Raw genomic sequence first — 24275 nt, 5'->3', positions numbered from 1 at the left:
TCGGGGCCGAAGGTCAGCGGCCGATCGCAGCCCATCTTGACGCCGGTCCAACCGTTCTCGTTGTGCGAGGCGGTGACCATGGCGACCGCGGGCACGTCGAGTTCGAACTGGGCGAAATAGGCCATCGGGGTGATGGCGAGGCCGATGTCGTGCACCTTGCAGCCCGCGGCCATCAGGCCGGTGACCAGTGCCAGCTTGATCGACGCCGAATAGCTGCGGAAATCGTGGCCGACGGCGATCTCGCGCTTGACCCCGCGTTCGCCGAGCAGCGTGCCGATCCCCATGCCCAGGGCCTGAATGCCCATCAGGTTGATCTCGCTTCCGAACAGCCAGCGCGCGTCGTACTCGCGGAAACCGGTGACCTTGACCATCGGCGCCGATTCGTAGGCGTAGGTGTTGGGAAGAAGCACTTGCTGCGGGATCGGAAACGGCATGGGGTCGAGCCTCATGGAAAAACGTCGGGGGTGCCAGCGTCAGCATAGGCGACGGGACCGGCTTACGCAATTCACCTGATATTCTGCAAGATTCTCATCGGGTTGGAGACGAGAATCGGCACAGCAACAAGCTGCAAGACCTCACAGGAGCACGTCGCAGTGCTCGTTCGAGCGGGTGATTTCGCGGCTTTCACGCGCTTCGGTCTCGATACCTATCCCATGACGATATACCCGCAGGGGTCGGCTACCGCAGGCCGGGAAATAAGGTGAATTCATCATCGAGTTGTCGGGCTGAGGAGGAAGTCGTCATCCCGGCCAGCGACTCCGCGCCGGAGGCGTAGGGAATCCTCGGTTCGAACCGCAGCCTCGTCCATCCGGCGACGAATGAGGCGAGATCAGATATCGGTTTCGCGCCGACCACCGATGCTGACCCAGAGCCGAGGGTGAACGGTCGACTGCCGCATGACCCAGCCGTAGCCGGTCTTGTTAACCGGCAGAACGAGTCTATGCAGGTTGTCGAGGACGAAGTCGCCCCGGTCGGTTCTCACGGTCAGGACGAGATGGAAGATGTTTTTCTCATCGAAGCGCGTATGGACCACCGCGAGCGACAAGGCGCCGATCGGCCAACCACGGTCGATGAGTTCCTTGCGTTTTTGGATTGCGTATTCGTTGCAGTGTCCGGTGGTCGCTTCGAGCGACCAGTGTTCGAAGTCACGCCCGACGCGATCCGGTTCGATCCGCTGATTGACCAAGTTGTTCACCGCAACCAGTTCGCTCCATTTCTCTCCATCCATCTCGGCAAGTGACCCCTTGCCATCCGAGGAGCATTGATCGCCATAGCGATCGCAGAAATTGACGAAGCCGTAGTGAGCCGGTGTGAAACTCTGGTCGACGAGCGCGCCGGCGCGCGGCAATGCCTGTCGTGCTGTCGGATCGCCGATCCGGGGAAACGCACCGACGCCCGTCGTCATCGAGACGGCGAACCCGAGCACCATTAGAAATCCCAAGAATCGCTTATTCATCGAAAGAACTCCTCACGGAGATCAGTTCTACATCGAATCGAATAAAGTAAGATCAACGAGTGCAGGCGGTATATTCAAATCATATTCACTGTTTGTTAACGATGCGACCACAAACCCAGCCGCTTCCCGCAGCACCAGAAGTCCTGTGAAATTTGAATTTCAGTGATGGTCGAGGACACGCTGATTCCGTTTCTCGACCATGGGGCCTCGAACGCGGCACAGCCCCGAGAATCGACGAAGCACCACACGATCTATGATTTTTTAGATTGAATCGTGACTTCTAAATGTGGCGATGGCATCACTCGTCGCAAATGTTCCGTATCCGGCGCCCGCGCCGATCATCGACTCGGCGGCTAGATCGACGTAGGTATTCGTAGCGTCGCGGTCGTCACACGATTCACGGTAAATCACGGGTATCCGCTACTGGGTGAGTTGCGACGGCACCGGCGATCGCTGGAGTGTCGGTAGCCAAGCTCGGTCTGCGAGCACGCCGAAACGTACATTGGAGGCCTTTCTTGCGCATCGTGATGATCGGTTCCGGATACGTCGGACTCGTTTCCGGCGTCTGTTTCGCCGACTTCGGTCACTCGGTGACCTGCGTCGACAAAGACGACACCAAAATCGGCGCGCTGAAAGCCGGTCGATTGCCCATCTACGAACCCGGCCTCGACGAACTCGTCGCCAAGAACGTCCGTAACGGGCGGCTGTCGTTCACGACCGACTTGGCCGGACCCGTCGGTGAAGCGGATGCCGTGTTCATCGCCGTCGGAACACCGTCTCGACGCGGTGACGGGCACGCCGACCTGACGTTCGTCTATGCAGCCGCACGAGAGATCGCGCATGCGGTCCGAGGTTTCACGGTCGTCGTCGACAAGTCGACCGTTCCGGTCGGGACCGGCGACGAGGTCGAACGCATTTTTCGCGAAGAAAGTCCTCAGGCCGACGTGGCGGTGGTCTCAAACCCCGAATTTCTCCGCGAAGGTGCGGCGATCACCGATTTCAAACGTCCGGACCGCATCGTCGTCGGCTTCGAAGACGAGCGCGCCCGAGATGTCATGACGGAGATCTACAGACCCCTCTATCTCAACTCGTCACCGCTGATCTTCACCGACCGGCGCACTGCCGAACTCATCAAATACGCCGCCAACGCCTTTCTGGCGATGAAGATAACCTTCATCAATGAAATTGCCGATCTCTGCGAACGGGTCGGAGCAGACGTCCAGCAAGTGGCCCGTGGCATCGGCGCCGACAATCGGATCGGGTCGAAATTTCTGCACGCCGGCCCCGGCTACGGCGGCTCCTGCTTTCCAAAAGACACGCTGGCGCTGGTGAAAACCGCACAGGACCATGATTCGCCCGTTCGCCTGATCGAGGCGACGGTGGCGATCAACGAAAGCCGCAAGCACGCCATGGCCCGCAGAATCATCCGCGCCTGCGGCGGAGAAGTCCGCGGCAGGACGATCGCGGTGCTCGGGCTCACCTTCAAACCCAATACCGACGACATGCGCGAAGCGCCGTCCCTCACCATCATTCAGGCGCTCCTCGACGCCGGCGTGATGATCCGGGCCTATGATCCGGAGGGTATGGAGCAGGCCAAGCCGATGCTTCCCACCATCACGTTCTGCGCCGATCCCTACGAGGCGGCGCGAGGTGCGATCGCGATCGCGTTGATCACCGAATGGGACGAATTCCGCGCCCTGGACTTTGCGCGGTTGGCCGAACAGGTCGCCGATCCGGTGTTCGTCGACCTCAGAAACGTATATCCCCACGAAGAAATCGAGAGACACGGATTCCGTTACGTCGGGATTGGGCGGCGGAGTCCACAGCCGAACTGATCGCTCGCCGGTGCTGGTTCTCATCTGCCGGGGCGACCGGCCGCCGACCCATCCGGAGATTGGGAGACGCCCCGGCGAAATGTCCATGAATATCACCGTCTATGTTCCTGCGGATCGTTCGCGGCGTTGGCACCTCAGGGTCGTCACGCAGATCGCGCGGCTGCCGGGTTCCGTCGTCGCCGTCATACCGATCGGCACGGATCGAACGCCGCCGGGCCTCGATCTCCTCTTCGATCTCGAACGGTTGATCGGCGGCTCGCGAGACGAAACCGCCGTCGATCTGATCCCACTCCGAGATTTCGAGGTCTTCCGCGCCGGATCCGCGACAGTCGATCTCGTCGTCGATCTCGCGGGCGCGGATGTTTCCTCGTCGATACGAACGATCAGGTTGTCCTGCGGAGGGCTTCCCCCGCTCGCCGGAGCGGCGTCTTCCGCGATCGGCGAAGAGCCCCCGATCCTCTCCGCCGAGATTTGCGACGGTGAAGGCCGGCATGTCTTCGATAGCTGGGTCATCGCCGTCGAAGACCGGTGTCGCGCAAGCGCCTCGACCTCGATGATCCTTGCGCGCGCGGCCCAATTGGCGATCCTCGCGACCCGATCCGCCGTCGCTGCAACCGCGTCGCCGCGAACCGGTCTGGTGGGTGACGTTCCGGCATTCCGGGCGGTCGGGTCGACTGCCGTCGCCGCCCTCGCCGGGGCGACCCTCGGGCGCCGGATCGCCCGTCGATTGAAGCGCGCGGTCACCGCCCCGCAGGACTGGCGGACCGTCTGGCGCCTGCGACGGCCACGATCCGAAGCCGACGCACCCGAGACCGACCCGACTCCGTTCCACATGGTGGCCGACGACGGCCGTCGCTTCTATGCCGATCCGTTCCCGATCACCGTCTCGGGGAGAACCTTCCTCTTCCTCGAGGAATTTCCCTATGCGACGGGCCGGGGTCTTCTCTCGGTCTGCGAGATCGGCGACGACGGCCGGCCGAGTAAATTCCGACCGATTCTCGAGCAGAACTGCCACCTCTCCTATCCGGGCGTCTTCGAATACGGCGGCGAAATCTACATGGTCCCGGAGACCACCGGCCGGCGGACAGTCGAGCTCTGGCGTTCCAGTCGGTTCCCCGACCAATGGGAGCTTCACGCAACCCTTCTTTCCTGCTTCGAACTCCACGATCCGACGATCGCCGAAATCGACGGCGGCTGGTGGATGTTCGGGACCGGACGAGACCCTTGGTGTTCGTCTTGGGACGCCCTCCACGTCCTGCGCGCGCCATCGCTCTTCGGACCGTGGGTGGAGGTCGACGAGTGTCCAACCCGTGTCGACGTGCGCTCGTCACGACCGGGCGGCCGATTGTTCCGGCACGGCGGCAGTTGGCATCGACCGGTTCAAGATTCTTCGAAAGGGTATGGTAGTGGCCTCGCCGTCGTCGGGCTCGATCTGCGCGACGGTGGCGCGCCGCGCGAGACCGTCGTGCGCCGGCTCCGACCGTCCGCCCCGTTTCATGGGCTTCACACCTGGAACAGAGCCCGCCACGAACGCGGAGTCTTCGAGGCGATGGACGTCCTGGGCCCGCGATATGCTCCCGACCATCCGCTGTCGCTCTTCGGTGAAGGACAGCCGCACCCCTGAGCGGTTCGCGCGAACCCGCCCGCGTCGCGCCCCTCCGACGTCGGGGTGAGCGGACGGAGATTTCCTCGTCGCACCGATCGGTTCACCTTCCGCCCCCTCGGGTCATCGTGTAACCTGCGGTGAGCGGACTGGCATTGTAGTGCCACCGCGGCTGATCGGGCGTGCCTGCCGTCAGATTCGACGCGATGCCGCATCGGCCCGTCGAATCGTGAGGCCCCGGCCACGCTCACATCATGGGCCAATCACTGGAGATCGGGATGACCATTTTGGTGACGGGCGGTTGCGGATACATCGGCAGCCATACGGTGTGGGCCCTCGCCGACCGCGGTGAGACCGTGGTGGTGCTCGACAACCTGTCCACCGGTTTCGACTGGGCGATCCCGCCGGAAGTGACCCTGGTGCGCGGCGACATCGGCGATGCGACGCTGCTCGATCGGATCATCACCACGCAAGGCATCGACGCGATCATCCATTTCGCCGGCTCGATCATCGTGCCGGAGAGCGTCGTCGATCCGCTCGCCTACTATTACAACAACACCGTCAAGTCCCGGGACCTGATGGCCGCGGCGGTGCGCAACGGCGTCGAGAACTTCGTGTTCTCCTCGACCGCGGCGGTCTACGGCAATCCAGAAGTGATCCCGGTGCCCGAGGACGTTCCGCTGCGGCCGGTGTCGCCCTACGGCTCGTCGAAGCTGATGACCGAGATCATGCTCGCCGACACGGCGCGGGCCCACGACTTCCGCTATGCGGCGCTGCGCTACTTCAACGTCGCCGGCGCCGACCCCAAGGGCCGCACCGGGCAATCGACCAAGGGCGCGACCCATCTGATCAAGGTGGCCTGCGAGGCCCATCTCGGGGTGCGCTCGGAGATCCAGGTGTTTGGCACCGACTACGACACGCCCGACGGCACCGGGGTGCGCGACTACATCCACGTCGCCGACCTCGCCGAAGCCCATGTCCTGGCGCTCGGCCATCTGCGCGCGACCGAGACCAGTCTGGTCGCCAACTGCGGTTACGGCCGCGGCTTCTCGGTGCTCGAAGTGCTGGCGGCGGTCGAACGGGTGACCGGGGCCAAGCTGCCGGTGACCTATGGGCCGCGGCGCCTCGGCGACGCCTCCAGCATCGTCGCGCGGGTCGACCGGATCCACGAGAAGCTCGACTGGCATCCCCAGTGGGACGACCTCGACACGATCGTCGGCCATGCGCTGGCCTGGGAGAAGCAGCTCTTGACCAAGAACGTCCACCGGTGATGGACGAAAAATAGGGACGGTTACGCCGGTTTCATCTTCTTGCCTTATCCAAAGGGCAGAAGCGGCTCATTCCCGACATCGACTCCAGCGAGGATCTATTATGGCGATCATTCCCGTCGTTCTGTGTGGCGGCTCGGGTTCCCGGTTGTGGCCCGCCTCGCGCGAGGCCCACCCGAAGCAATTCCTTGCCTTCACCGGCGACAAGTCGCTGTTCCAGGACACACTCGCACGGGTCCGCGGCCCGGCATTCGACCGGCCGATCGTCGTCACCGGATCGGATTACCGCTTCCTCGTCGCCGAGCAGATGCGGGCGATCGGGGTCAAGGGCGAGATCGTGCTCGAGCCGATGCGCCGCGACAGCTGCGCGGCGATCGCCGCGGCGGCCGAGATCGCCAAGGCGCGCGATCCGCAAGCGATCGTGCTGGTGCTCGCCGCCGACCATGCGATCCCGGACATCAAGAGCTTTCTCGACCATGTGGCGCGCGGCGCGGCGGCGGCGGAAGCCGGACGCATCGTCGTCTTCGGCATCCGCCCGAGCCGCCCGGCGACCGGCTACGGCTACATCCGCCCAGGGGCTACGACGGCGCAGGCCGGGGTGGCCGAGGTCGCGGCCTTCGTCGAGAAGCCGGATCAGGCGACCGCCGAGACCTATGTCGCCGACGGCTATCTCTGGAACTCCGGCAACTTCCTGTTCCGAGCCACCGACTTCCTCGGCGAGCTCGAGCGGTTGGCGCCGGAGATCGGCCGACCGGTGGGCGAGGCGGTCGCCAAGGCGGCGCGCGATCTCGACTTCCTGCGCCTCGATCCGGAGGCCTTCGGCCGCGCGGTGTCGAAGTCGGTCGACTATGCGGTGATGGAGAAGACCTCCAAGGCCGCGGTGGTACCGTCCGACTTCGTGTGGTCGGACGTCGGTGCCTGGAATGCGATCTGGAACCTCGCCGACAAGGACGAGAACGGCAATGCCGCGCAGGGCGACGCCGTGTTCCTCGACGCCGAGAACAGCTACGTCCATTCGCCCGATCGGCTGACCGCAGTGGTCGGGGTCGAGGACGTGATCGTGGTGGTGACCCGCGACGCGGTGCTGGTGGTGGGCCGCGAGCAGGCCGAGAAGGTCAAGACGCTGGTCGCCCGGCTTTCGGCCTCGGGCCGCAAGGAAGCGACGGAAAACCTCAAGGTGTTCCGCCCCTGGGGATCCTACGACAGCATCGACCAAGGCACCCGGCATCAGGTGAAGCGGATCACCGTCGATCCCGGTTGCAAACTGTCGCTGCAGAGCCACTTCCACCGCGCCGAGCACTGGGTGGTGGTGTCGGGCACGGCGCGCATCACCATCGACGACAAGGTCGGGGTCTATGCCGAGAACGAGTCGGTCTACATCCCGCTCGGTGCGCTGCACCGGCTGGAGAATCCCGGCCGCATCCCGCTCGACCTGATCGAGGTGCAGTCGGGCAGCTATCTCGGCGAGGACGACATCGTTCGCTACGAGGACATCTACAACCGCGGCTGAGCGCGGGCGGGGCCGATCCTCTCGACCCCGCGCCCGTACTCACGGACGGGCGACGATCACCCCGTCGTCGCCGTCGAGGAGAAGCCTCGAGCCGACGCTCTCGCCCTTGCGACCGCCCTTGCAGCTGATCACGATGCGGCCGCCGACGGCTTCCGCGATCTCGGCTTCGATCGGCCCGTGCCCGAGGTTGAGCACCACGACGAAGGCCTCGTCGCCGGCGCGGCGCTCGTAGGCGAGGAGATCGCCGCGGGCGGCGAGCACCCGGACGTCGCCGACCGCCAGCGCCGGATGGCTGCGGCGCAGGGCGATCAGCCGGCGGTGCAGGTTGAGCATCGAACCCGGATCGGCCTCCTGCGCGGCGACGTTGCAGACCTTGTGGCCCGGCACCAGGGGCAGCCACGGCTCGCCGGTGGTGAAGCCGGCCTTGGGCCCGGCGTCCCACTGCATCGGCGTGCGGGCGATGTCGCGGTTGTGGCCGGGCAGGCCGGGCTCGTTCTTCTCCTGGGGGTCGCGGACCCGATCGGGCGGGATCACGCCGTTGGCGAGCCCGATCTCGTCGCCCTGGAAGATCGTCGGGGTGCCGCGGGCGGTGAGCAGGAACATCGCCGCGACCCGTGCCTGGGGCGCGCCGAAGCGGGAGGCGACGCGGCCGTTGTCGTGGTTGCCGAGCACCCAGTTGGGCCAGGCGCCGGGGGGCAGGGCCGCCTCGTAGTCGCGGATCAGCCCGCCGACCGTCTCGGCGGTCCAGGGATCCATCAACAGATGGAAGTTGAAGGGCAGATGCGCCCCGTCGAGAGCGTCGCCGTAATAGGCGCAGAGCCGCTCGACCGAGAGATAGAGCTCGCCGATCAGCACCTTGTCGGGGAACTCGTCGAGCACCTTGCGGAAGCCCTTGACCAGATCGAGGATGCCCGGCTGGTCGCAGGTCATGATCTGCAGGATGTGGCGGACCTCCGGCTCGTCCGGGGTCCAATCGGGATTGGGCGGGTTGTCGCGGAATCCGGGATCCTTCAGGAGGTGCCAGATGACGTCGACGCGGAAGCCGTCGACGCCGCGCGCCAACCAGAAGCGCAGCATGTCGTGCATCGCCGCGACCACCGCCGGATTGCGCCAGTTCAGGTCGCACTGCTCCTTGAGAAAGGCGTGGTAATAGTATTGGCCGCGCGCCTCGCACCATTCCCAGCCGATGCCGCCGAACATCGAACGCCAGTTGTTGGGCGGGCCGCCGTCGGGGGCCGGATCGTGCCAGATGTACCAGTCGGCCTTGGGGTTGGTGCGGCTCGAGGCGCTCTCCTCGAACCACGGATGCTGGTCGGAGGTGTGATTGGGCACGAAGTCCATGATCAGCTTCATGCCGCGACCGTGGAGCTCGGCGATCAGCCGATCGAGGTCGGCGAGCGTGCCGAAGCGTGGATCGACGCCGCAATAGTCGGAGATGTCGTAGCCGAAGTCCTTCATCGGCGAGGGGTAGACCGGCGACAGCCAGACCGCGTCGATGCCGAGCCGTTCGAGATGGTCGAGACGGGCGAGAATGCCGGGCAGATCTCCCATGCCGTCGCCGTTCGAATCCTGGAACGACCAGGGATAGACCTGATAGACGATGCCGCGCCGCCACCAGGGGTGATCGCGGACGTCTTGCGGGAAGGCCGTGGGCTTGACGGTCATCTGGGAGCCTCCGTCGCGGGTCGAACCGGCGTCGGGCCGGTCAATTCGGCTCGCTCGATGAGAGTATGACTCCAATTGCCGCCCCTTGGCAGGGGCCATCGTTCGGCGTGGCCAACGAAGGCTTTCGGGTCGGGGCGCGGGCGGACCGCGCCCGAGGGAGCGCAAATCCCGGTGGCGGACGACGCGCAGGGGACGAGCGGCACCTGCCGAGCCGATCGCGTCCAACTGTCCGGATCGGCGCAACGCTTTCCGAATGACCTTCGCCTAGCCTGGGTCTGGTCGAACGTTCAGCGGGAGGAGGACCGATCCGTGTCGAACCATCTGTTCCATCCCAAGACCCCGGCTTTCGCGTCCCCGGACGGCCTCGGCGCGCTGGTCCGGCGGGCGCGCGAAGCCTCGTCCTTCGTGGTTCTGTCGCAGGTGATTCCGATCGCCTATCTGGTGGTCTCCTTCCTGTTCCTGCGGTCCTACGACCGCGGCCTGCTGGTGTTCGCGGTGGTGGTGGTGCCGATCACCTTCTCGCTCCTGATGTATCGGCGGATCTACGTGGCGCTCTACGAGCTCGGGGTCCTCGACGACACCAAGTACAAGGAACTCGGCGCTTCGCTGATCGCTCTGGCGCGGGACATGCAATGCTTCCTCAACGCCTCGACGGCCGCGCCGCCGGGCCTGCCCCGGCTCGAGGCGACGGCCGAACCCGCCTTCGGCGCGCCCGGGGCGATCGCCGTCGAGGCGGTCTTCGGCACTCGTCTCGCGGCGCTGCGCAGCCGTTTGACGCGCCTCGGCATCTCGCTGCGCGAGCCGCGCAGCCTCGCGTCGCCCCGCGACGCCGAGACCGCGGTCATGGTGCTGTTCTGCATCGGCGGCCTGCTGTCCTGCGGCCACCTGACCGACGCGGTGGCGATGGCCCGGGTTCAGGCGCGCTGACTCGACGCTCGCCGTCCGAACGGGGACCGGCGAGCGCACCGCGCGGATCGGCGGCGAACGCCGGCGAACCGCGACGTGGCGATCTCACGCCACCGGCGCGGTCCCCACCTCCACCACCGCGCCCTTGAGGGTGCGCCGATCAGCGCTCGGCCCGACCAAGACGTCGAACAGGCCGGGCTCGATGCGCGGCTCGAGATCCGGGCCGAGGCAGGCGAAGGCCGCCGGCGGCAAGGTGACGGTCAGGGTCCGCGTCTCGCCGGGCATGAGCCCGACCACCTCGAAATGCTTCAGCTCCAGCACCGGCCGCGAGGTCGAGGCGACGCGATCGTGCAGGAACACGAAGATCGGCGTCTCGCAGGCCATGCCCCCCGCATGAGCGAGATCGATCGCCACCGTCAGGCTCTCCCCCGCAATGAGCCGATCGGTCGCCGGGCGCGGCTTGCCGATGTCGATGGAGCCGTAGCCGAGGCCGGCGCCGAAGGGGAACTGGGGATCGTTGGGGCTGTCGATGTAGCGGGTGGTGAAGTGCTCGCCGTCGAGGAAGGGGCGGCCGGTCGGGCGCTCGCCGTAGTGCAGCGGGATCTGGCCGACGTCGCGCGGCCAGGACACCGGCAGGCGGCCGGAGGGCGAGCGGCGGCCGGCAAGCAGATCGCCCACGGCGTGGCCGGCCTCGCCGCCCGGATACCACAGCACCAGGGTGGCGGCGGCGGCGTCGTAGAGCCAGGGCTCGATCAGCGGGCGGCCGCAGGTGAGCAGCACCACGACCGGGCGGCCGGTGGCCACCACCGCGCGGGCGAGCTCGGCCTGACGGCCGGTGAGGCCGGGGCGGACCCGGCTCGCCGCCTCGCCGGACAGCCCGGCCGGTTCGCCGACGGCGAGCAGCACGACGTCCGACTGCGCGGCGACCGCGACTGCCGCAGCGATCCCCGAGACGTCGTCGCCGTCGCGCTCGACCCCGGCGGCGACCAGGATCTCGCGATCGCGGAAGGCGGCGCGGAGGCCTTGCGCCAGATCGATCGTCTCCTCCTGATCGCCGAGCCCGTACCACGGCCCCATCATGTCGAAGGCGGCTTCCGCGAAGGGACCGATCAGGGCGATCGGTCCGCCGGTGGCGGCGAGCGGCAGGATCGCGTCGCAGTTGTCGAGCAGCACCATCGACGCCGCAGCGGCCTCGCGGGCGAGCGCCCGGCGTTCGGCGCGCGAGCGGGCCGACGGTCGGGCGGGATCGCCGCGACCGAAGGGCGCGTCGAACAGGCCGAGGCGTTCCTTGAGCGCCAGCACCCGGCGGACGGTGGCATCCAACGTCGCCAGATCGGTCAGGCCGCGTTCGAGCGCGGTCTTCAGACCCTGCGGATAGGCCGGACTCATCATGTCGAGGTCCATGCCGGCGTTCAGCGCCAGCGCCGCGGCTTCGACCATGTCGCCGGCGACGCCGTGGGCGACCAGTTCGCCGACCGCGTCGTAGTCGCTGACGTGGATGCCTTCGAAACCCCAGGTCGAGCGGACGAGATCGGTGAGCAGCGCCCGATCGCCGGACATCGGCCGTCCCGCGAGATCGACGAAGGCCGGCATGATCGCGGCGCAGCCGGCGTCGACGGCGGCGCGGAAGGCCGGCAGATAGACCTCGTGCAGGGTCCGCTCGGAGATGTCGACCGAGGCATAGTCGCGGCCGGCGGTGACCGCACCATAGGCGACGAAATGTTTGGCGGTGGCGGCGAGCGCGTCGGGGCGGGCGAGGTCGTCGGTCTGGAAGCCGCGCACCTTGGCGCGGGCATAGACGGCGCCGACGTGCGGGTCTTCGCCGGGGCCTTCGACGATGCGGCCCCAGCGCGGATCGCGGGCGAGATCGAGCATCGGCGTGAAGGTCAGGGCGAGGGCGTCCTCGGTCGCCTCTTCCGCGGCGAAGCGGGCGGTCTTCTCCCACAGATCCGGGCGGAAGGCGGCGGTCTCGCCGAGCGGCACGGGAAAGCAGGTGCGATAGCCGTGGATCACGTCGAGCGCGAATAACAGCGGAATGCCGAGGCGGGTGTCTTCGACCGCGATCTTCTGCAGGGCGTGGATGCGGTCGCGACCGACCAGATTGAGCACCGAGCCGAGGCGGCCCTCGCGCAACTCGGCGATCGACGGTTCGCGGGTGGCGCCGGGGCCGGTGACGATGGTCTCGGCACCGAGCGAGATCATGGTGAGTTGGCCGATCTTCTCGTCGAGGGTCATGGCGGCGACGAGGTCGTCGATCCGAGACATGGGTGCGTTCCTCTCCCGATTGATCCGGGCGCGCGGCCGGCGCACTCTCACGTCACGTCTCGGCCGACGCCCCCCGGTGCGTCGCACCGGTGGTGGCGTGAAGAGTACCCCAGATGGTCGACACGTCGAGTTCGGCATCCCCCTCAGCCGCGATTTCCCCCCCGGGCACCTTCGTGCACGTGCGCCGGGTGCTCGCACGCATGCGCGGATCGCCGGAACGGCGGCGGCTGTTCTGGCTGGTGCTGGGCCTCATGACAGTGATCGTCTCCTTCATCGGCGGGCAAATCTGGCTCAACGAATGGCAGGGCGCCTTCTACGATGCGTTGGAAAAACGCGACCGGCCGGCCTTCGTCGCCCAGGCCTTCGAGTTCCTGAAGATCGCCGGGACGCTGCTGACCCTGGTCGTGGCCCAGACCTGGTTCACCGAGATGATCAAGATCCGGCTGCGCGCCTGGGTCACCGAGGATCTGCTCGACGACTGGCTGGAGGAGAAACGAGCCTATCTCCTGACCTTCGCCGGCGAGGCCGGGGCCAATCCCGACCAGCGCATCCACGAGGACAGCCGGCATCTCGCCGAGCTCACCGCCGATCTCGGCGCCAGCCTGTTCTCGGCGTCGCTGATGCTGTTCTCCTTCGTCGGCGTGCTGTGGGTGCTGTCAGAGCAGGTGCGTTTCTCGATCGGCGGCCATCTGGTGTCGATCCCCGGCTACATGGTGTGGTGCGCGGTCGGCTTCGCGCTGACCGGCTCGGCGCTGACCTGGCGGGTCGGGCGGCCGATGATCGACGACAACGCCGCCCGCTACGCCCGCGAGGCGGAGCTGCGCTTCGCATTGGTGCGGATCGGCGAATCGGCCGAGGGCATCACCCTCTACGGCGGCGAGGCCGACGAGCGGCGCTCGGTCGCCGGGCTGTTCGACGCGGTGCTGGTGGCGATGCGGGTGCTCGCCGAGGATCTGGCGCGGCTGACCTGGGTGACCTCGGGCTACGGCTGGCTGGCGTTGGTGGTGCCGGTGCTGGTCGCCTCACCCGGCTATTTCTCCGGCGCCATGTCGCTCGGCGGGCTGATGATGGTGGTCAATGCCTTCAATCAGGTGCAGTCGTCGCTGCGCTGGTTCGTCGACAACTTCCCGCGCATCGCCGACTGGCGGGCGACGCTGCGTCGGGTCGAGGGTCTGCACGACGTGCTGACCGCGCTCGACCACGGCGAGGGCGGGATCGGCCCGCACATCGACTGCCGCGAAGACGCCGACGACGGCTTCCGCTTCGAGGGTTTCGAACTGGCGATGCCGGACGGGCGGGCGCGCTTCGCGACCGATGCGGTGGCGATCGTCCCGGGCGAACGGGTGCGGATCGTCGGCGAGGCGGCGGTAGGCAAGACGCTGCTGTTCCATGCGCTCGCGGGCCTGTGGACGCGCGGCCGCGGCATCGTCCACCGGCCGCCGCCGGAGCGGGTGATGTTCCTGCCGGAGCGACCCTATTTCCCGCTCGGCTCGCTCGCCGAGGCGATCGCCTACCCCGATCAGGCGGAACGGTTCGAAGCTTCGGCGATCCGCGCGGCGCTCGATTCCGTGGGGCTCGGCAAACTCGGCGACGACATCGCTCTGGTCGATCGCTGGGATCGGCGGCTGAGCCTCGACGAGCAGCAGTGCCTGGCCTTCGGCCGGGCGGTGCTGCATCGCCGGCCCTGGGTGGTGATGGACGGGGCGACCAGCGCGCTCGACGCGACCCAGCATCGCCGCATGCTCGAGGCGCTGGGGTCGCTCGCCGGCGTCTCGGTGATCTCGCTGACCCGCGAGGACGACGGCGATCCGTGGTTCACCCGGGTGATCGGCCTCAACCGGGTGAGCGATTCGGCCGTCACCGGGACGGGCTGAGCCGATCGGCGGTCAGCCGAGGGCGCGGCGGCCGGCGGCGGGGGGCACGCGCCGCGGGGCGCCGGGGTCGCGGGCGCCGTCGCGCTTCGGCGTCGGACGCTGGGCATGGCGGCGCAGCGCCCGCTCGGCGCTCCACGGGTCGGCGAAGACGGCGCCTTCGAAGGCGCGGAAACGCGGCGCCACCGCGTGAAACACGAAGGCTTCGCCCTGGCGCAGCAGCAGGCCGGCCTCCAGGTCGTCGATCTCGATGAGGTAACTGTCGAACACGCCCGACGCCTCCGCTGGAGTCCCGCGACGCAGGAGCGCTTCGCGGCCCCCTTCAATCAGACTTCGGCGTGCGGCGTGTGACGATTCTCTGTCTCTCCCGGGAATTTCAGGGGGTGGCACCGCGACGCCCCGCATGGGCCTTGAAAGCCGCAACCATGGCTTCGTACGCGGGTTTCGGGCGCAGATCGCGGTCGAAAGGCAAGGGTCGGGCGCCGGCGCCGTAGAGATCACGATAATGGGAATAGCGATCGGCGAGCTGCCAGCAGACCACGGTGGTGACCCGCGGATGGGCGAGCGCGGTGTCGAGCACCGAGCGGTAGATCTCGGCGACCCGGCGGTCGCGCGCCGCGGCGTCGCCCGGCGCCGTGTGGTCGTCGACGTCGAGCTCGGTCAGATAGACGTCGACGTCGGAGGCCGCGAGATCGGCGATCAGTTTGCCGAAGCCGGGCGGATCGAAGGAGCCGTCCCCGGCGATGTGGCTCTCGAGCCCGACCGCGTCGAGCTTGACGCCCTTGCTCTTGAGGTCGGCGGTGAGTTTGACCAGGCCGGCGCGGACCTTCAGGCCGAGCGGCGACGGGCTCTCGGTGAAGGCCTCGTTGAGCACCAGTCGGGCGGAGGGATCGGCGGCGGCGGCGCGGCGGAAGGCGCGGTCGATGTAGCCGGGGCCGAGCGCGTCGTACCAGGGGCCGCCGCGGAAACCGCCGGGGTGGCCGTGGTCGGGCCAGAACGGCTCGTTGACCACGTCCCAGGCGGTGATTCGGCCGGCGTAGCGGCCGACCACCTCGTCGATGTGGCGATCGAGCCAATAGATGCGGCGGGCCTGGGATTCCTTCAGCAACCATTCGGGATTGAAGTCGCCCCAGATCAGGTTGTGGCCGCGCACCGGCAGGCCGAGGTCGGAGGCGAAGTCGATCAGCCGATCGGCGTGGTAGAAGTCGGCCTCGGGCCCGCGCCAGCGCAGCGCCCCGAACTTCAGCGAATTGTCGGTGGTCAGCGTGCGGGCATGGCGGCGGATCAGGTCGGCATAGGGCTTCTCGGCGACCGCCTCGACGTCGAAGGAACAGCCGAAGACGATGCCGGCGCGGGCGGCGAGCTCGCCGAGCGAGGGCACGGCGGGTGCGGCGGCGGTGGCCGACCGCGGCAGCAGGGTCGCGGCGGCGAGCGCGGCGGCGGATGTCAGGACGTCACGACGATGCATCGGCGATCCTCCGAGGGGTGGCCGGCGGCGCCGCGCGACCGATCCGGCGACCCGCCGGCCGGATCAGCGCGGCGGTTCGTCGGGCAGGCAATAGATGTCGTAGAGGGTGCGCAACACGCGGCGGGCGTCCTCACCGGCCAGCGAATAGAAGATCGACTGGCCGGAGCGGCGGGTGGCGACGTAGCCCTTGTGGCGCAGCACCGCGAGATGTTGCGACAGCGCCGACTGGCTGAGACCGACCGCCTTCTCGAGCTCGCCGACCCCCTTCTCGCCCTCCACCAATTGGCACAGGATCAAGAGCCGACGGGGGCTGCCCATCGACTTCAGGAGGGAGGCCGCCCGTTCGGCGTTGGCTTCCAGTCGTTCGATGTCCATGGTCCGTCGGTCCGCCTCACCCCAGCCGTCGCCGCCGCTCGTCACCGAGGCGCGCGTTCGATCCGCGGCGAAGGCTGCACCAATCTATACGTCCCTGCAAGGCGTTCGCAACGCGACGTCATCTCGCCGCAGGCGCCGCGCCGGCCTGTTCGGCGGCGGCCAGCGCCGCGACTTCGCCGTCGGTGAACAGGCGCGAGCGGGTCAGGAAGCGTCGGCCGCTGCCGTTGTCGAGGGAAAACATGCCGCCCATGCCGGGCACCACGTCGATGATCAGCTGGGTGTGCTTCCAATAGTCGAACTGGCCGCGGGCCATGTGGAACGGCGCCTCGCCGATCTCGCCGAGGCGGACGTCACCGTCGCCGATCACGAAGTCGGAGCGCGGCCAACACATCGGCGTCGAGCCGTCGCAGCAGCCGCCCGACTGGTGGAACAGCACCGGCCCGTGGGTCGCGGTCAGTTCGGCGAGGAAGGCGAGCGCCGCGGGGGTGGCGACGACACGCGGCGGGGCGAGAGCGGGGTCGGTCACGGGGCTGTCCTCGAAAGTCGGAGCGGGAACGGGCACGCCGCCCCGGTCCGGGTCGGACCGAGGCGGGTGCGCGGACGGGCAAGCGGGGCCGCGGCGTCGGCCGGGGGCTGCCGACGCCGCGTCGCACTCAGAAGAAGCCGAGCTTCTTCGGGGAGTAGCTGACCAGCAGGTTCTTGGTCTGCTGATAGTGGTCGAGCATCATCGAATGGGTCTCGCGACCGATGCCCGACTGCTTGTAGCCGCCGAAGGCGGCATGGGCCGGATAGGCGTGGTAGCAGTTGGTCCACACCCGGCCGGCCTGGATGTTGCGCCCGAAGCGGTAGAGGCGATTGGCGTCGCGGCTCCACACGCCAGAACCGAGGCCGTAGAGCGTGTCGTTGGCGATCGCCAGGGCCTCGTCCTCGGTCTTGAAGGTGGTCACCGAGACCACCGGGCCGAAGATCTCCTCCTGGAAGATGCGCATCTTGTTGTTGCCGTGGAAGACGGTCGGATTGATGTAGAAGCCGCCCTCCAGATCGCCGCCGAGATGGGCGCGCGAGCCGCCGATCAGCACCTCGGCGCCTTCCTGGCGACCGATGTCGAAGTAGGAGAGGATCTTCTCCATCTGCTCGGTCGAGGCCTGGGCGCCGATCATCGTCTGGGGATCGAGCGGGCTGCCCTGGACGATCGCCGCGACGCGCTTGAGCGCCCGGTCCATGAAGCGGTCGTAGATGTCCTCCTGGATCAGGGCCCGCGAGGGGCAGGTGCAGACCTCGCCCTGGTTCAGCGCGAACATCACGAAGCCCTCGATCGCCTTGTCGAAGAAGTCGTCGTCTTCGGCGAGCACGTCGGAGAAGAAGATGTTGGGCGACTTGCCGCCGAGCTCGAGGGTCACCGGGATCAGGTTCTGCGAGGCGTATTGCATGATCAGCCGGCCGGTCGAAGTCTCGCCGGTGAAGGCGATCTTGGCGACCCGCGGGCTCGACGCCAGCGGCTTGCCGGCCTCGAGGCCGAAGCCGTTGACGATGTTGAGGACGCCCGGCGGCAGGAGATCGGCGATCATCTCGGCGAGCACCAGGATCGACGCCGGGGTCTGCTCGGCGGGCTTCAGCACCACGCAGTTGCCGGCGGCCAGCGCCGGGGCGAGCTTCCACACCGCCATCAGGATCGGGAAGTTCCACGGAATGATCTGGCCGACCACGCCGAGCGGTTCGTGGAAGTGATAGGCGATGGTGTCGTGGTCGATCTCGGAGAGCGTGCCCTCCTGGGCGCGGACGCAGCCGGCGAAATAGCGGAAGTGATCGATCGCCAGCGGAATGTCGGCGGCCATCGATTCACGGATCGGCTTGCCGTTGTCCCAGGTCTCGGCGAGCGCCAGGGTGGCGAGGTTCTCCTCCATGCGATCGGCGATGCGGTTGAGGATATAGGCGCGCTGGGCGACGTTGGTCTTGCCCCAGCCGTCCTTGGCGGCGTGGGCCGCGTCGAGGGCGAGTTCGATGTCGGCGGCGCCGGAGCGGGCGATCTCGCAGATCTTGTGGCCGTTGATCGGCGAGACGTTGTCGAAGTAACGCCCGTCGACCGGGGCGACCCACTTGCCGCCGATGAAGTTGTCGTAGCGGCCGCGGAACGGGGTGACGGGGGTGGAGACGGTGTTTTCGGGCTTGTTCATGGTGTTCTTTCCTCCCTGGTGGGTGAGGAAGCGATTGCGAAGCCCGTGCCAGTCCCCCGCGGCGGCGGTCGCGCCGGCGCCGTCCCGACCCAAGTGGTTGATCCGATTGAGCCGCGACCAACGGACCTGCGGCATTCCGTCATATGTGAATGGACGTATTCAATCGATTGAGGCACAGTCGTCGAATTCTGCGACGGGGGCTGCGACGACCGTCGCATCCTGCGACGCGACACCGGCCCGGCGGCCGGCGATACGAGAAGATCCGCCCGACGGCGCCCGCGAGGGACCGTCCGGAGACGGATCCGAGAGGGAGGCGACGACATGGCGGCACGCTCATCGGGTCTTTCGGGCGCGGCGGCGCGCGGCGGCGGCGAGATCCTGGGACTGCGCCGTCGATTCCTCGCCGGCGAAGGTCTCGCCGACGGGGTGGTCGCGGCGCCGATCCGGCGCTCCTGGGAGCGCTGCGCCGCGCTCGGCCTCGACATGGCGCGGCTGCCGGCGATCGAACCGCTGTCGGGCGGGGCGCTGCGCGAGAGCCGCGAGCGCAACGAACGGCTGCGGCGGGCGGCGCGGGCGGAACTGCTGGCGCTGCACCACGACGCCCGGGCGAGCGGCGGCATCGTCATCCTGACCGACGCCGAGGGTCTGGTGCTCGACACCGCCGGCAGCCCCGACTTCGCCGAGAAGGCGGCGCGGGTGGCGCTGCGGCCGGGCGTCGCCTGGCGTGAGGCTGCGACCGGCACCAACGCCATCGGCACGGCGATCGCCGAACGGCGCGAGATCTCGGTGGTCGGGGCCGAACATTTCTTCGAGATGCACCGGGTGCTGACCTGCACCGCCATGCCGATCCTCGACGCCCGCGGCGAGACGGTCGGGGTGCTCGATCTGTCGAACCCCGCGGCGGTGCGCGAGACCCATGCCGCCGGTCTGGTGCGACGCGCGGTGGAAGCGATCGAGCACCGGCTGTTCGACGCCTCGGCCGCCGACTGGGAGGTGGTGCGCTTCCACGTCGATCCCGAGCAGATCGGCAGCGTCCGCGAAGGGCTGCTGGCCTTCGCCGGCGATCGGCTGGTCGGCGCCAATCGGTCCGGGCTGGCGTTGATCGAGCGCGACTGGGAAGCGGTGGGCCATCTCGGCTGGAGCGACGTGTTCGCCACGACCCGCCGCCGCAGCGGCGACGACGGACAATTGCGGACCACCGCCGGGCGGATGCTGGTCGGGCGCGCCGAGGCGCCGCGGCGATCGCCGATGCGCGGCGAGGCCGTGCCGAGCATCCTTCGGAGCGCCGAGGCGGAGCCGACGAAGGTCGCGCCCGCGGCGAGCGAACCGCCGGCCGGCAGCGGCCCGCGCGCCGCCGCGCCCGACCCGATCTGGGACGATACCCGCCGCAGCGCGCTGAAGCGGGCGGTGCGGCTGGTCGACGCCGACGTGCCGGTGTTGATCCAGGGCGAGACCGGGGTCGGCAAGGAAGTCTTCGCCCGCGCCCTGCACGACGCCAGCCGGCTGGCGAGCAAACCCTTCGTGGCGATCAACTGCGCCGCCCTGCCCGAGGGCCTGATCGAAGCGGAACTGTTCGGCTACGAGGAGGGCGCCTTCACCGGCGCCCGCAAGGCCGGATCGAAGGGCCTGATGCGGGCGGCCGACGGCGGCGTGCTGTTCCTCGACGAGATCGGTGACATGCCGGCCGGGCTGCAGGCGCGTCTGCTCCGCGCGCTCCAAGAACGCGAGGTGACGCCGCTCGGGGCGGCCCGTCCGGTGCCCGTGGCCTTCTCGCTGATCTGCGCCACCCATCGCGGCCTCGCCGATCTGGTCGAGGCGCGGGCCTTCCGCCAGGATCTCTATTTCCGCATCGCCCCCTATACGGTCGAACTCGAGCCGCTGCGCCGCCATCCCGACCGTGGCGCGCTGGTCGACGAGATCTGGGCGCGGATCGGCGGCCCGGCGGCGAAGGTCACGCTCGGCGCGGAGCTGCGTCGGCATCTCGCCGCCTACGACTGGCCGGGCAACTGGCGCCAGTTGGTCGGCACGCTGCGCACCCTGCTGGTGCTGGCCGAACCCGGCGAGACGCTCGACACGTCGGTGCTGCCGCCCGATCTGCGGCGCGGTCCGGCGCTCGGCGACGCCTCCTTCGGCCCGGCCCCGGCCGCGGCCGGTGATCTCGACGCGATCACCGTGGCGGCGATGCGGGCGGCGCTGGCCGACTGCGGCGGCAACGTCTCGCGGGCGGCGACACGGCTCGGGGTCCACCGCTCGACGCTCTACCGGCGCCTGACGATGCGGCCGGTCGGCTCGGCCTGATCAGGGGCGGACGCGGGCCAACGCCTGATCGGCGAAGGCCTCGCACAGCGCGATGGCGTCCTCGGCGCGGTAGCTGCCGGGATCGAGGCCCCACTGCAGCCACAGCCCGTCCATCAGCGCGGCGAGACCGAAGGCGGTCAGGCCGGGATCGAAACTCGCCCCCGGCGGGGCGCAGTCGGCGAGCACCGTCTCGAGGCTGCGGCGGTAGTCGGCCCAGGTGCGCTTCTGAATGACCCGCAGCGGTTCGGCGTGGGGCAGCAGGCTCCAGAACACCACCCAAACCTTGAGCAGGCCGGGATCGAGCACGCCGTCGGAGAAGATCGCCGCGAAATAGGCCGAGAGGCGGCGGCGCGGCTCGGTCTCGGCGGCGACCCGGACCAATACCCGGCCGAGCACGTCGTTGGACAGGCGCTCGTAGGCCGCGGCGACCAGCGATTCGATGCCTTCGAAGTGGTGGTTGACGAGACCTGCCGAGACTCCGGCGCGAGCGGCGATGCGGCGGACCGAGACGCCGGCGTGGCCGTGCTCGGCGAGACAGGCGATGGTCGCCTCGACCAGGTCGGCGCGGCGATCTTCGGGGTGGGCGCGACGATATTTCGGCAGATGCGGGGTCATCGCTCTCCGATCCGCGGACGCGGCACCCGCCGCGCCGCCCTCAAGGTCGCTTCCAGGTGGCGACGATCTGCTGGCCGAAGCGGACGACCGTGTCCTTGCCGTCCTGCCCCTTGCGGACGTTGAAACACTTCTCGCGGTTGGAGCCGGTCCAGCGCGAGCAGTAGCCCTCGGCGATCACCCGCCAGAAGCCGATGGTCGGCTTGGCCTTCTTGCCGGCGTCGGCGGCGAGGCGGGCGGACTTGCCGTCGGCGGTGAAGACCATGCGATAGGCGGTGCCGTCGGGTCCGGTCGACAGGAAGGGCTGTCCGTCGAACCACAGGCGGCGGATGTCCTCGCCGCTGAGTTTCTCCGGTAGACCGGAATGCTCGGTGGGCACCGGCTTCAACTGCGCCGCGGCGGGCAGCGTCGCGGCGAGGACCAGGGCCAGGGCCGCGGCGAGGCGGCCGGCGGCGCTCGTAGGGCAGTACATCGTCTCGTCTCTCCTCGGTGCCGCTCGGGTCGGGCGGTATGGCGTCGGGTCGGCGCTCACAGCATCGACGGCAGGACCCGATCGGGCGGCCGATGCCCGTCCTGGAACGTCTTGATGTTGATGATGACACGTTCGCCCATGTCGATGCGCCCCTCGATCGTCGCCGAGCCCATGTGGGGCAGGAGGACGACGCGGTGGGAGCGCACCAGCTTGGGATTGACCGCCGGCTCGTGCTCGAACACGTCGAGCCCGGCGCCGGCCAGTTCGCCGGCCTCCAGCATCCGCGCCAGCGCGTTCTCGTCGATGATCTCGCCGCGGGCGGTGTTGACGATGAAGGCCTCGGGGCGGATCAGCTTGAGGCGGCGCGCCGACAACAGGTGGTAGGTGGCCGGGGTGTGGGGGCAATGGACCGAGATGACGTCCATGCGGGCGAGCATCTGGTCGAGGCTCTCCCACCAGGTGGCGTCGAGTCCGGCTTCGACCGCGGCGGGCAGGCGGCGGCGGTTGTGATAGTGGATCGACATGCCGAAGGCGGCGGCGCGGCGGGCCACCGCCTGACCGATGCGACCCATGCCGATGATGCCGAGGCGCTTGCCGCCGATGCGGTGGCCGAGCATCCAGGTCGGCGACCAGCCGTTCCATTCGCCGCGCGAGATCACCGACAGGCCTTCGGCGATGCGCCGCGGCACGGCGAGAATCAGCGCCATGGTCATGTCGGCGGTGTCCTCGGTGAGGACCCCGGGGGTGTTGGTCACGGTGATGCCGCGGGCCAGCGCCGAGAGCACGTCGATGTTGTCGACGCCGTTGCCGTAATTGGCGATCAGGCGCAGTTTCGGGCCGGCCTGACTGATCACCGCGGCGTCGATCACATCGGTGACGGTCGGCACCAGGACGTCGGCGTTGCGCACCGCATCGACCAGTTCGGCCTGGGTCATCGGACGGTCGTCGACGTTGAGATGGGCATCGAAGAGTTCGCGCATCCGCGTCTCGACGAGGTCCGGCAGCCGTCGGGTGACGAACACCGAGGGTTTGCTCTTCGGCATGGGCCTGATACTCCCGTTGCGAGCGTCGGTGTCGGAGTCTCGCGACCCCGCCCTCGTCCGGCTCCGCCGACCGTTCGCCACCTCGTCTCCGGGAGACCCGGAGAGCGGCGGCGCGCGGGCCCCTCGGCATCGCCACGCTCTTCGTTGAAGGCTCCTTAACCTCGTCGTTCCAATGTTCGCCTCGGATCCGACGGAGTCTTCCGTCCTCTCTACCAGAAGCTCGATAAATGACAATTCGTCGAGGAACCTACCTTTGGTCGCTCCCGGTGGCTTCCTCCCCGTTCCCCGTCGGGCGCCGAGAGGTCCGGCCCGGGCCTCTGTCTCGAACCCAAGAGGATCGGCGATGACCGTCTCTCCCCACGCGCGCGCCGCGGCGATCGCCGCCCTGGTCGTGAGCCTGATCGTCCCCGGCGCCCTGTCGGCGGAGCAGCTCGGCCCGAGCGGCCTGCCGCTGCCGCGCTTCGCCTCGACCAAGGCCGCGCCGGTCAACGTCCGCCAGGGCCCGACCCGTGAACACGAGGTCGCCTGGACCTTCGTCAAGGCCGGGGTGCCGGTGGAGATCACCCAGGAATACGACATCTGGCTGCGAATTCGCGATTCCGAAGGCCAGGAAGGGTGGGTCCAGAAGACGCTGCTGTCGGGCAAGCGCACCGCCCTGGTCACCCCGTGGGAGAAGAAGGGCCGTACGCCGCTGCGCGAAAAGAGCGAAGCCGGCGCGCGCATCGTCGCGGAAATCGAGGGCGGCGTGCTGGTCGAAATCTCCGAATGCACCGGACGCTGGTGCCGCGCCTCGGTCGAAGGCGTCAAGGGCTGGATCGAACAGGGCCGCCTGTGGGGCGCCTATCCGGAAGAGGTCTTCCGCTCATGAGCGCGGCGCGAAACGGCGGCGCGTTCATCCGGATCCGCGACGCGGTCGACGGCGATCTCGAGGCGATCCGCACCATCTACAACCGCGCGGTGACCGAGACCACGGCGATCTGGAACGACACGGTGGTCGATCTCGACGACCGCCGCCGCTGGATGGCGGCGCGGACGGCGCTCGGTTATCCGGTGCTGGTCGCCGAGATCGACGGCGTGATCGCGGGCTATGGCTCGTTCGCCGACTTCCGCGCCTTCGAGGGCTACCGGGCGACCGCCGAGCACTCGGTCTATGTCGCGGACACCCATCGCCGGCGCGGCGTCGCCCGGGCGATCCTCATCGCGCTGGAGGCGCGCGCCCGGGCACTCGGCAAGCACGTGCTGGTGGCGGCGATCGAAGCCGAGAACACCGCCTCGATCGCGCTGCACCGCGACCTGGGCTTCGTCGAGACGGGCCGTCTCCCGCAGGTCGGGCGCAAGTTCGGCCGCTGGCTCGATCTCGCCTTCCTGGTCAAGATCCTCGAGGACCCGGCGGCGCCCTGAGCCATCCCTTCGGCGGTGTCGGCGTCTGCGAACCGTCGTCGCGGTTGTCGCGA

The 24275-nt window shown here is 68.4% G+C and carries 20 protein-coding genes and 1 pseudogene; 9 read left to right on the top strand and 12 right to left on the bottom strand.

Annotated features, from left to right (window positions below; genetic code table 11):
- Window positions 1-434, bottom strand: a pseudogene (locus EYW49_RS14150) (phosphomannomutase/phosphoglucomutase); the annotation flags it as partial.
- A 395-nt stretch (window positions 435-829) separates the two neighbouring features.
- A complete protein-coding gene (locus EYW49_RS14145) occupies window positions 830-1456 on the bottom strand; it encodes a transglutaminase-like cysteine peptidase (RefSeq protein WP_131310231.1) in 627 nt (208 codons plus the stop codon).
- A 515-nt stretch (window positions 1457-1971) separates the two neighbouring features.
- Between EYW49_RS14145 and EYW49_RS14140 the strand changes: the two genes are divergently transcribed.
- From EYW49_RS14140 to EYW49_RS14125, 4 genes are all read left to right on the top strand, one after another.
- Window positions 1972-3291 (top strand): UDP-glucose dehydrogenase family protein, encoded by a 1320-nt coding sequence (locus EYW49_RS14140; protein ID WP_131310230.1) that lies wholly within the window; start codon window positions 1972-1974, stop codon window positions 3289-3291.
- An 85-nt stretch (window positions 3292-3376) separates the two neighbouring features.
- Window positions 3377-4915, top strand: coding sequence for a glucosamine inositolphosphorylceramide transferase family protein (locus EYW49_RS14135; protein ID WP_131310229.1), 1539 nt, complete (start codon window positions 3377-3379; stop codon window positions 4913-4915).
- A 257-nt stretch (window positions 4916-5172) separates the two neighbouring features.
- On the top strand, window positions 5173-6165 hold the full coding sequence (galE, locus tag EYW49_RS14130) for a UDP-glucose 4-epimerase GalE (protein WP_131310228.1): 993 nt from the start codon (window positions 5173-5175) through the stop codon (window positions 6163-6165).
- A gap of 100 nt (window positions 6166-6265) precedes the next feature.
- On the top strand, window positions 6266-7672 hold the full coding sequence (locus tag EYW49_RS14125; RefSeq protein WP_206365471.1) for a mannose-1-phosphate guanylyltransferase/mannose-6-phosphate isomerase: 1407 nt from the start codon (window positions 6266-6268) through the stop codon (window positions 7670-7672).
- A 39-nt stretch (window positions 7673-7711) separates the two neighbouring features.
- On the opposite strand, the gene EYW49_RS14120 is transcribed toward EYW49_RS14125, so the two are convergent.
- Window positions 7712-9337, bottom strand: coding sequence for an alpha-amylase family glycosyl hydrolase (locus EYW49_RS14120; protein ID WP_131310226.1), 1626 nt, complete (start codon window positions 9335-9337; stop codon window positions 7712-7714).
- A 309-nt stretch (window positions 9338-9646) separates the two neighbouring features.
- On the opposite strand from EYW49_RS14120, the gene EYW49_RS14115 reads away from it, so the two are divergent.
- Window positions 9647-10264 carry a hypothetical protein gene (locus EYW49_RS14115; protein ID WP_131310225.1) on the top strand — a complete coding sequence of 206 codons (618 nt, stop codon included), beginning with the start codon at window positions 9647-9649 and terminating at the stop codon, window positions 10262-10264.
- An 84-nt stretch (window positions 10265-10348) separates the two neighbouring features.
- Here EYW49_RS14115 and EYW49_RS14110 read toward each other — a convergent pair whose 3' ends face one another.
- The gene (locus EYW49_RS14110; protein ID WP_131310224.1) at window positions 10349-12508 is read right to left on the bottom strand and encodes a glycoside hydrolase family 3 N-terminal domain-containing protein; all 2160 of its coding nucleotides are present in this window, start codon (window positions 12506-12508) and stop codon (window positions 10349-10351) included.
- Between the two features lie 200 nt (window positions 12509-12708).
- Between EYW49_RS14110 and EYW49_RS14105 the strand changes: the two genes are divergently transcribed.
- Entirely contained in the window at window positions 12709-14382 is a 1674-nt protein-coding gene (locus EYW49_RS14105) for an ABC transporter ATP-binding protein/permease (RefSeq protein ID WP_165498258.1), read from the top strand.
- 12 nt (window positions 14383-14394) lie between these two features.
- On the opposite strand, the gene EYW49_RS14100 is transcribed toward EYW49_RS14105, so the two are convergent.
- The 5 genes from EYW49_RS14100 to adh all read right to left on the bottom strand — a co-directional run bounded on the left by EYW49_RS14100 (window position 14395) and on the right by adh (window position 18396).
- On the bottom strand, window positions 14395-14649 hold the full coding sequence (locus tag EYW49_RS14100) for a hypothetical protein (RefSeq protein ID WP_131310222.1): 255 nt from the start codon (window positions 14647-14649) through the stop codon (window positions 14395-14397).
- 106 nt (window positions 14650-14755) lie between these two features.
- On the bottom strand, window positions 14756-15847 hold the full coding sequence (locus EYW49_RS14095) for an endo-1,4-beta-xylanase (protein WP_131310221.1): 1092 nt from the start codon (window positions 15845-15847) through the stop codon (window positions 14756-14758).
- Window positions 15848-15910: 63 nt separating this feature from the next.
- Window positions 15911-16222, bottom strand: a complete 312-nt coding sequence (locus EYW49_RS14090; protein WP_131310220.1) for an ArsR/SmtB family transcription factor — start codon at window positions 16220-16222, stop codon at window positions 15911-15913.
- A gap of 118 nt (window positions 16223-16340) precedes the next feature.
- Window positions 16341-16748 carry a DUF779 domain-containing protein gene (locus EYW49_RS14085; RefSeq protein WP_131310219.1) on the bottom strand — a complete coding sequence of 136 codons (408 nt, stop codon included), beginning with the start codon at window positions 16746-16748 and terminating at the stop codon, window positions 16341-16343.
- A gap of 127 nt (window positions 16749-16875) precedes the next feature.
- Window positions 16876-18396: an aldehyde dehydrogenase gene (adh, locus tag EYW49_RS14080; protein ID WP_131310218.1), complete on the bottom strand. Its 1521-nt coding sequence runs from the start codon at window positions 18394-18396 to the stop codon at window positions 16876-16878.
- Between the two features lie 321 nt (window positions 18397-18717).
- Here adh and EYW49_RS14075 point away from each other — a divergent pair, with 321 nt between their 5' ends.
- Window positions 18718-20694 carry a sigma-54-dependent Fis family transcriptional regulator gene (locus tag EYW49_RS14075; protein ID WP_131310217.1) on the top strand — a complete coding sequence of 659 codons (1977 nt, stop codon included), beginning with the start codon at window positions 18718-18720 and terminating at the stop codon, window positions 20692-20694.
- On the opposite strand, the gene EYW49_RS14070 is transcribed toward EYW49_RS14075, so the two are convergent.
- From EYW49_RS14070 to EYW49_RS14060, 3 genes are read right to left on the bottom strand one after another with little or no spacing between them, the layout of a single operon-like run.
- Window positions 20695-21309, bottom strand: a complete 615-nt coding sequence (locus EYW49_RS14070) for a TetR family transcriptional regulator C-terminal domain-containing protein (protein WP_131310216.1) — start codon at window positions 21307-21309, stop codon at window positions 20695-20697. It abuts the gene before it with no gap.
- Between the two features lie 40 nt (window positions 21310-21349).
- A complete protein-coding gene (locus tag EYW49_RS14065) occupies window positions 21350-21778 on the bottom strand; it encodes a hypothetical protein (RefSeq protein ID WP_131310215.1) in 429 nt (142 codons plus the stop codon).
- Between the two features lie 56 nt (window positions 21779-21834).
- Window positions 21835-22821 carry a 2-hydroxyacid dehydrogenase gene (locus tag EYW49_RS14060; protein ID WP_131310214.1) on the bottom strand — a complete coding sequence of 329 codons (987 nt, stop codon included), beginning with the start codon at window positions 22819-22821 and terminating at the stop codon, window positions 21835-21837.
- A gap of 343 nt (window positions 22822-23164) precedes the next feature.
- Between EYW49_RS14060 and EYW49_RS14055 the strand changes: the two genes are divergently transcribed.
- Together EYW49_RS14055 and EYW49_RS14050 are read left to right on the top strand one after the other, a co-directional pair.
- Entirely contained in the window at window positions 23165-23689 is a 525-nt protein-coding gene (locus EYW49_RS14055; protein WP_131310213.1) for an SH3 domain-containing protein, read from the top strand.
- Window positions 23686-24222 carry a GNAT family N-acetyltransferase gene (locus EYW49_RS14050; RefSeq protein ID WP_131310212.1) on the top strand — a complete coding sequence of 179 codons (537 nt, stop codon included), beginning with the start codon at window positions 23686-23688 and terminating at the stop codon, window positions 24220-24222. The genes EYW49_RS14055 and EYW49_RS14050 overlap by 4 nt, the downstream gene beginning before the upstream one ends.
- The last annotated feature ends 53 nt before the right edge of the window (window positions 24223-24275 follow it).

It is taken from the genome of Siculibacillus lacustris (assembly GCF_004328075.1).
Taxonomy (GTDB): domain Bacteria; phylum Pseudomonadota; class Alphaproteobacteria; order Rhizobiales; family Ancalomicrobiaceae; genus Siculibacillus; species Siculibacillus lacustris.
The sequence above is the reverse complement of the archived record's forward strand: the minus strand, read 5'-3'. Positions and strand labels throughout refer to the sequence as shown.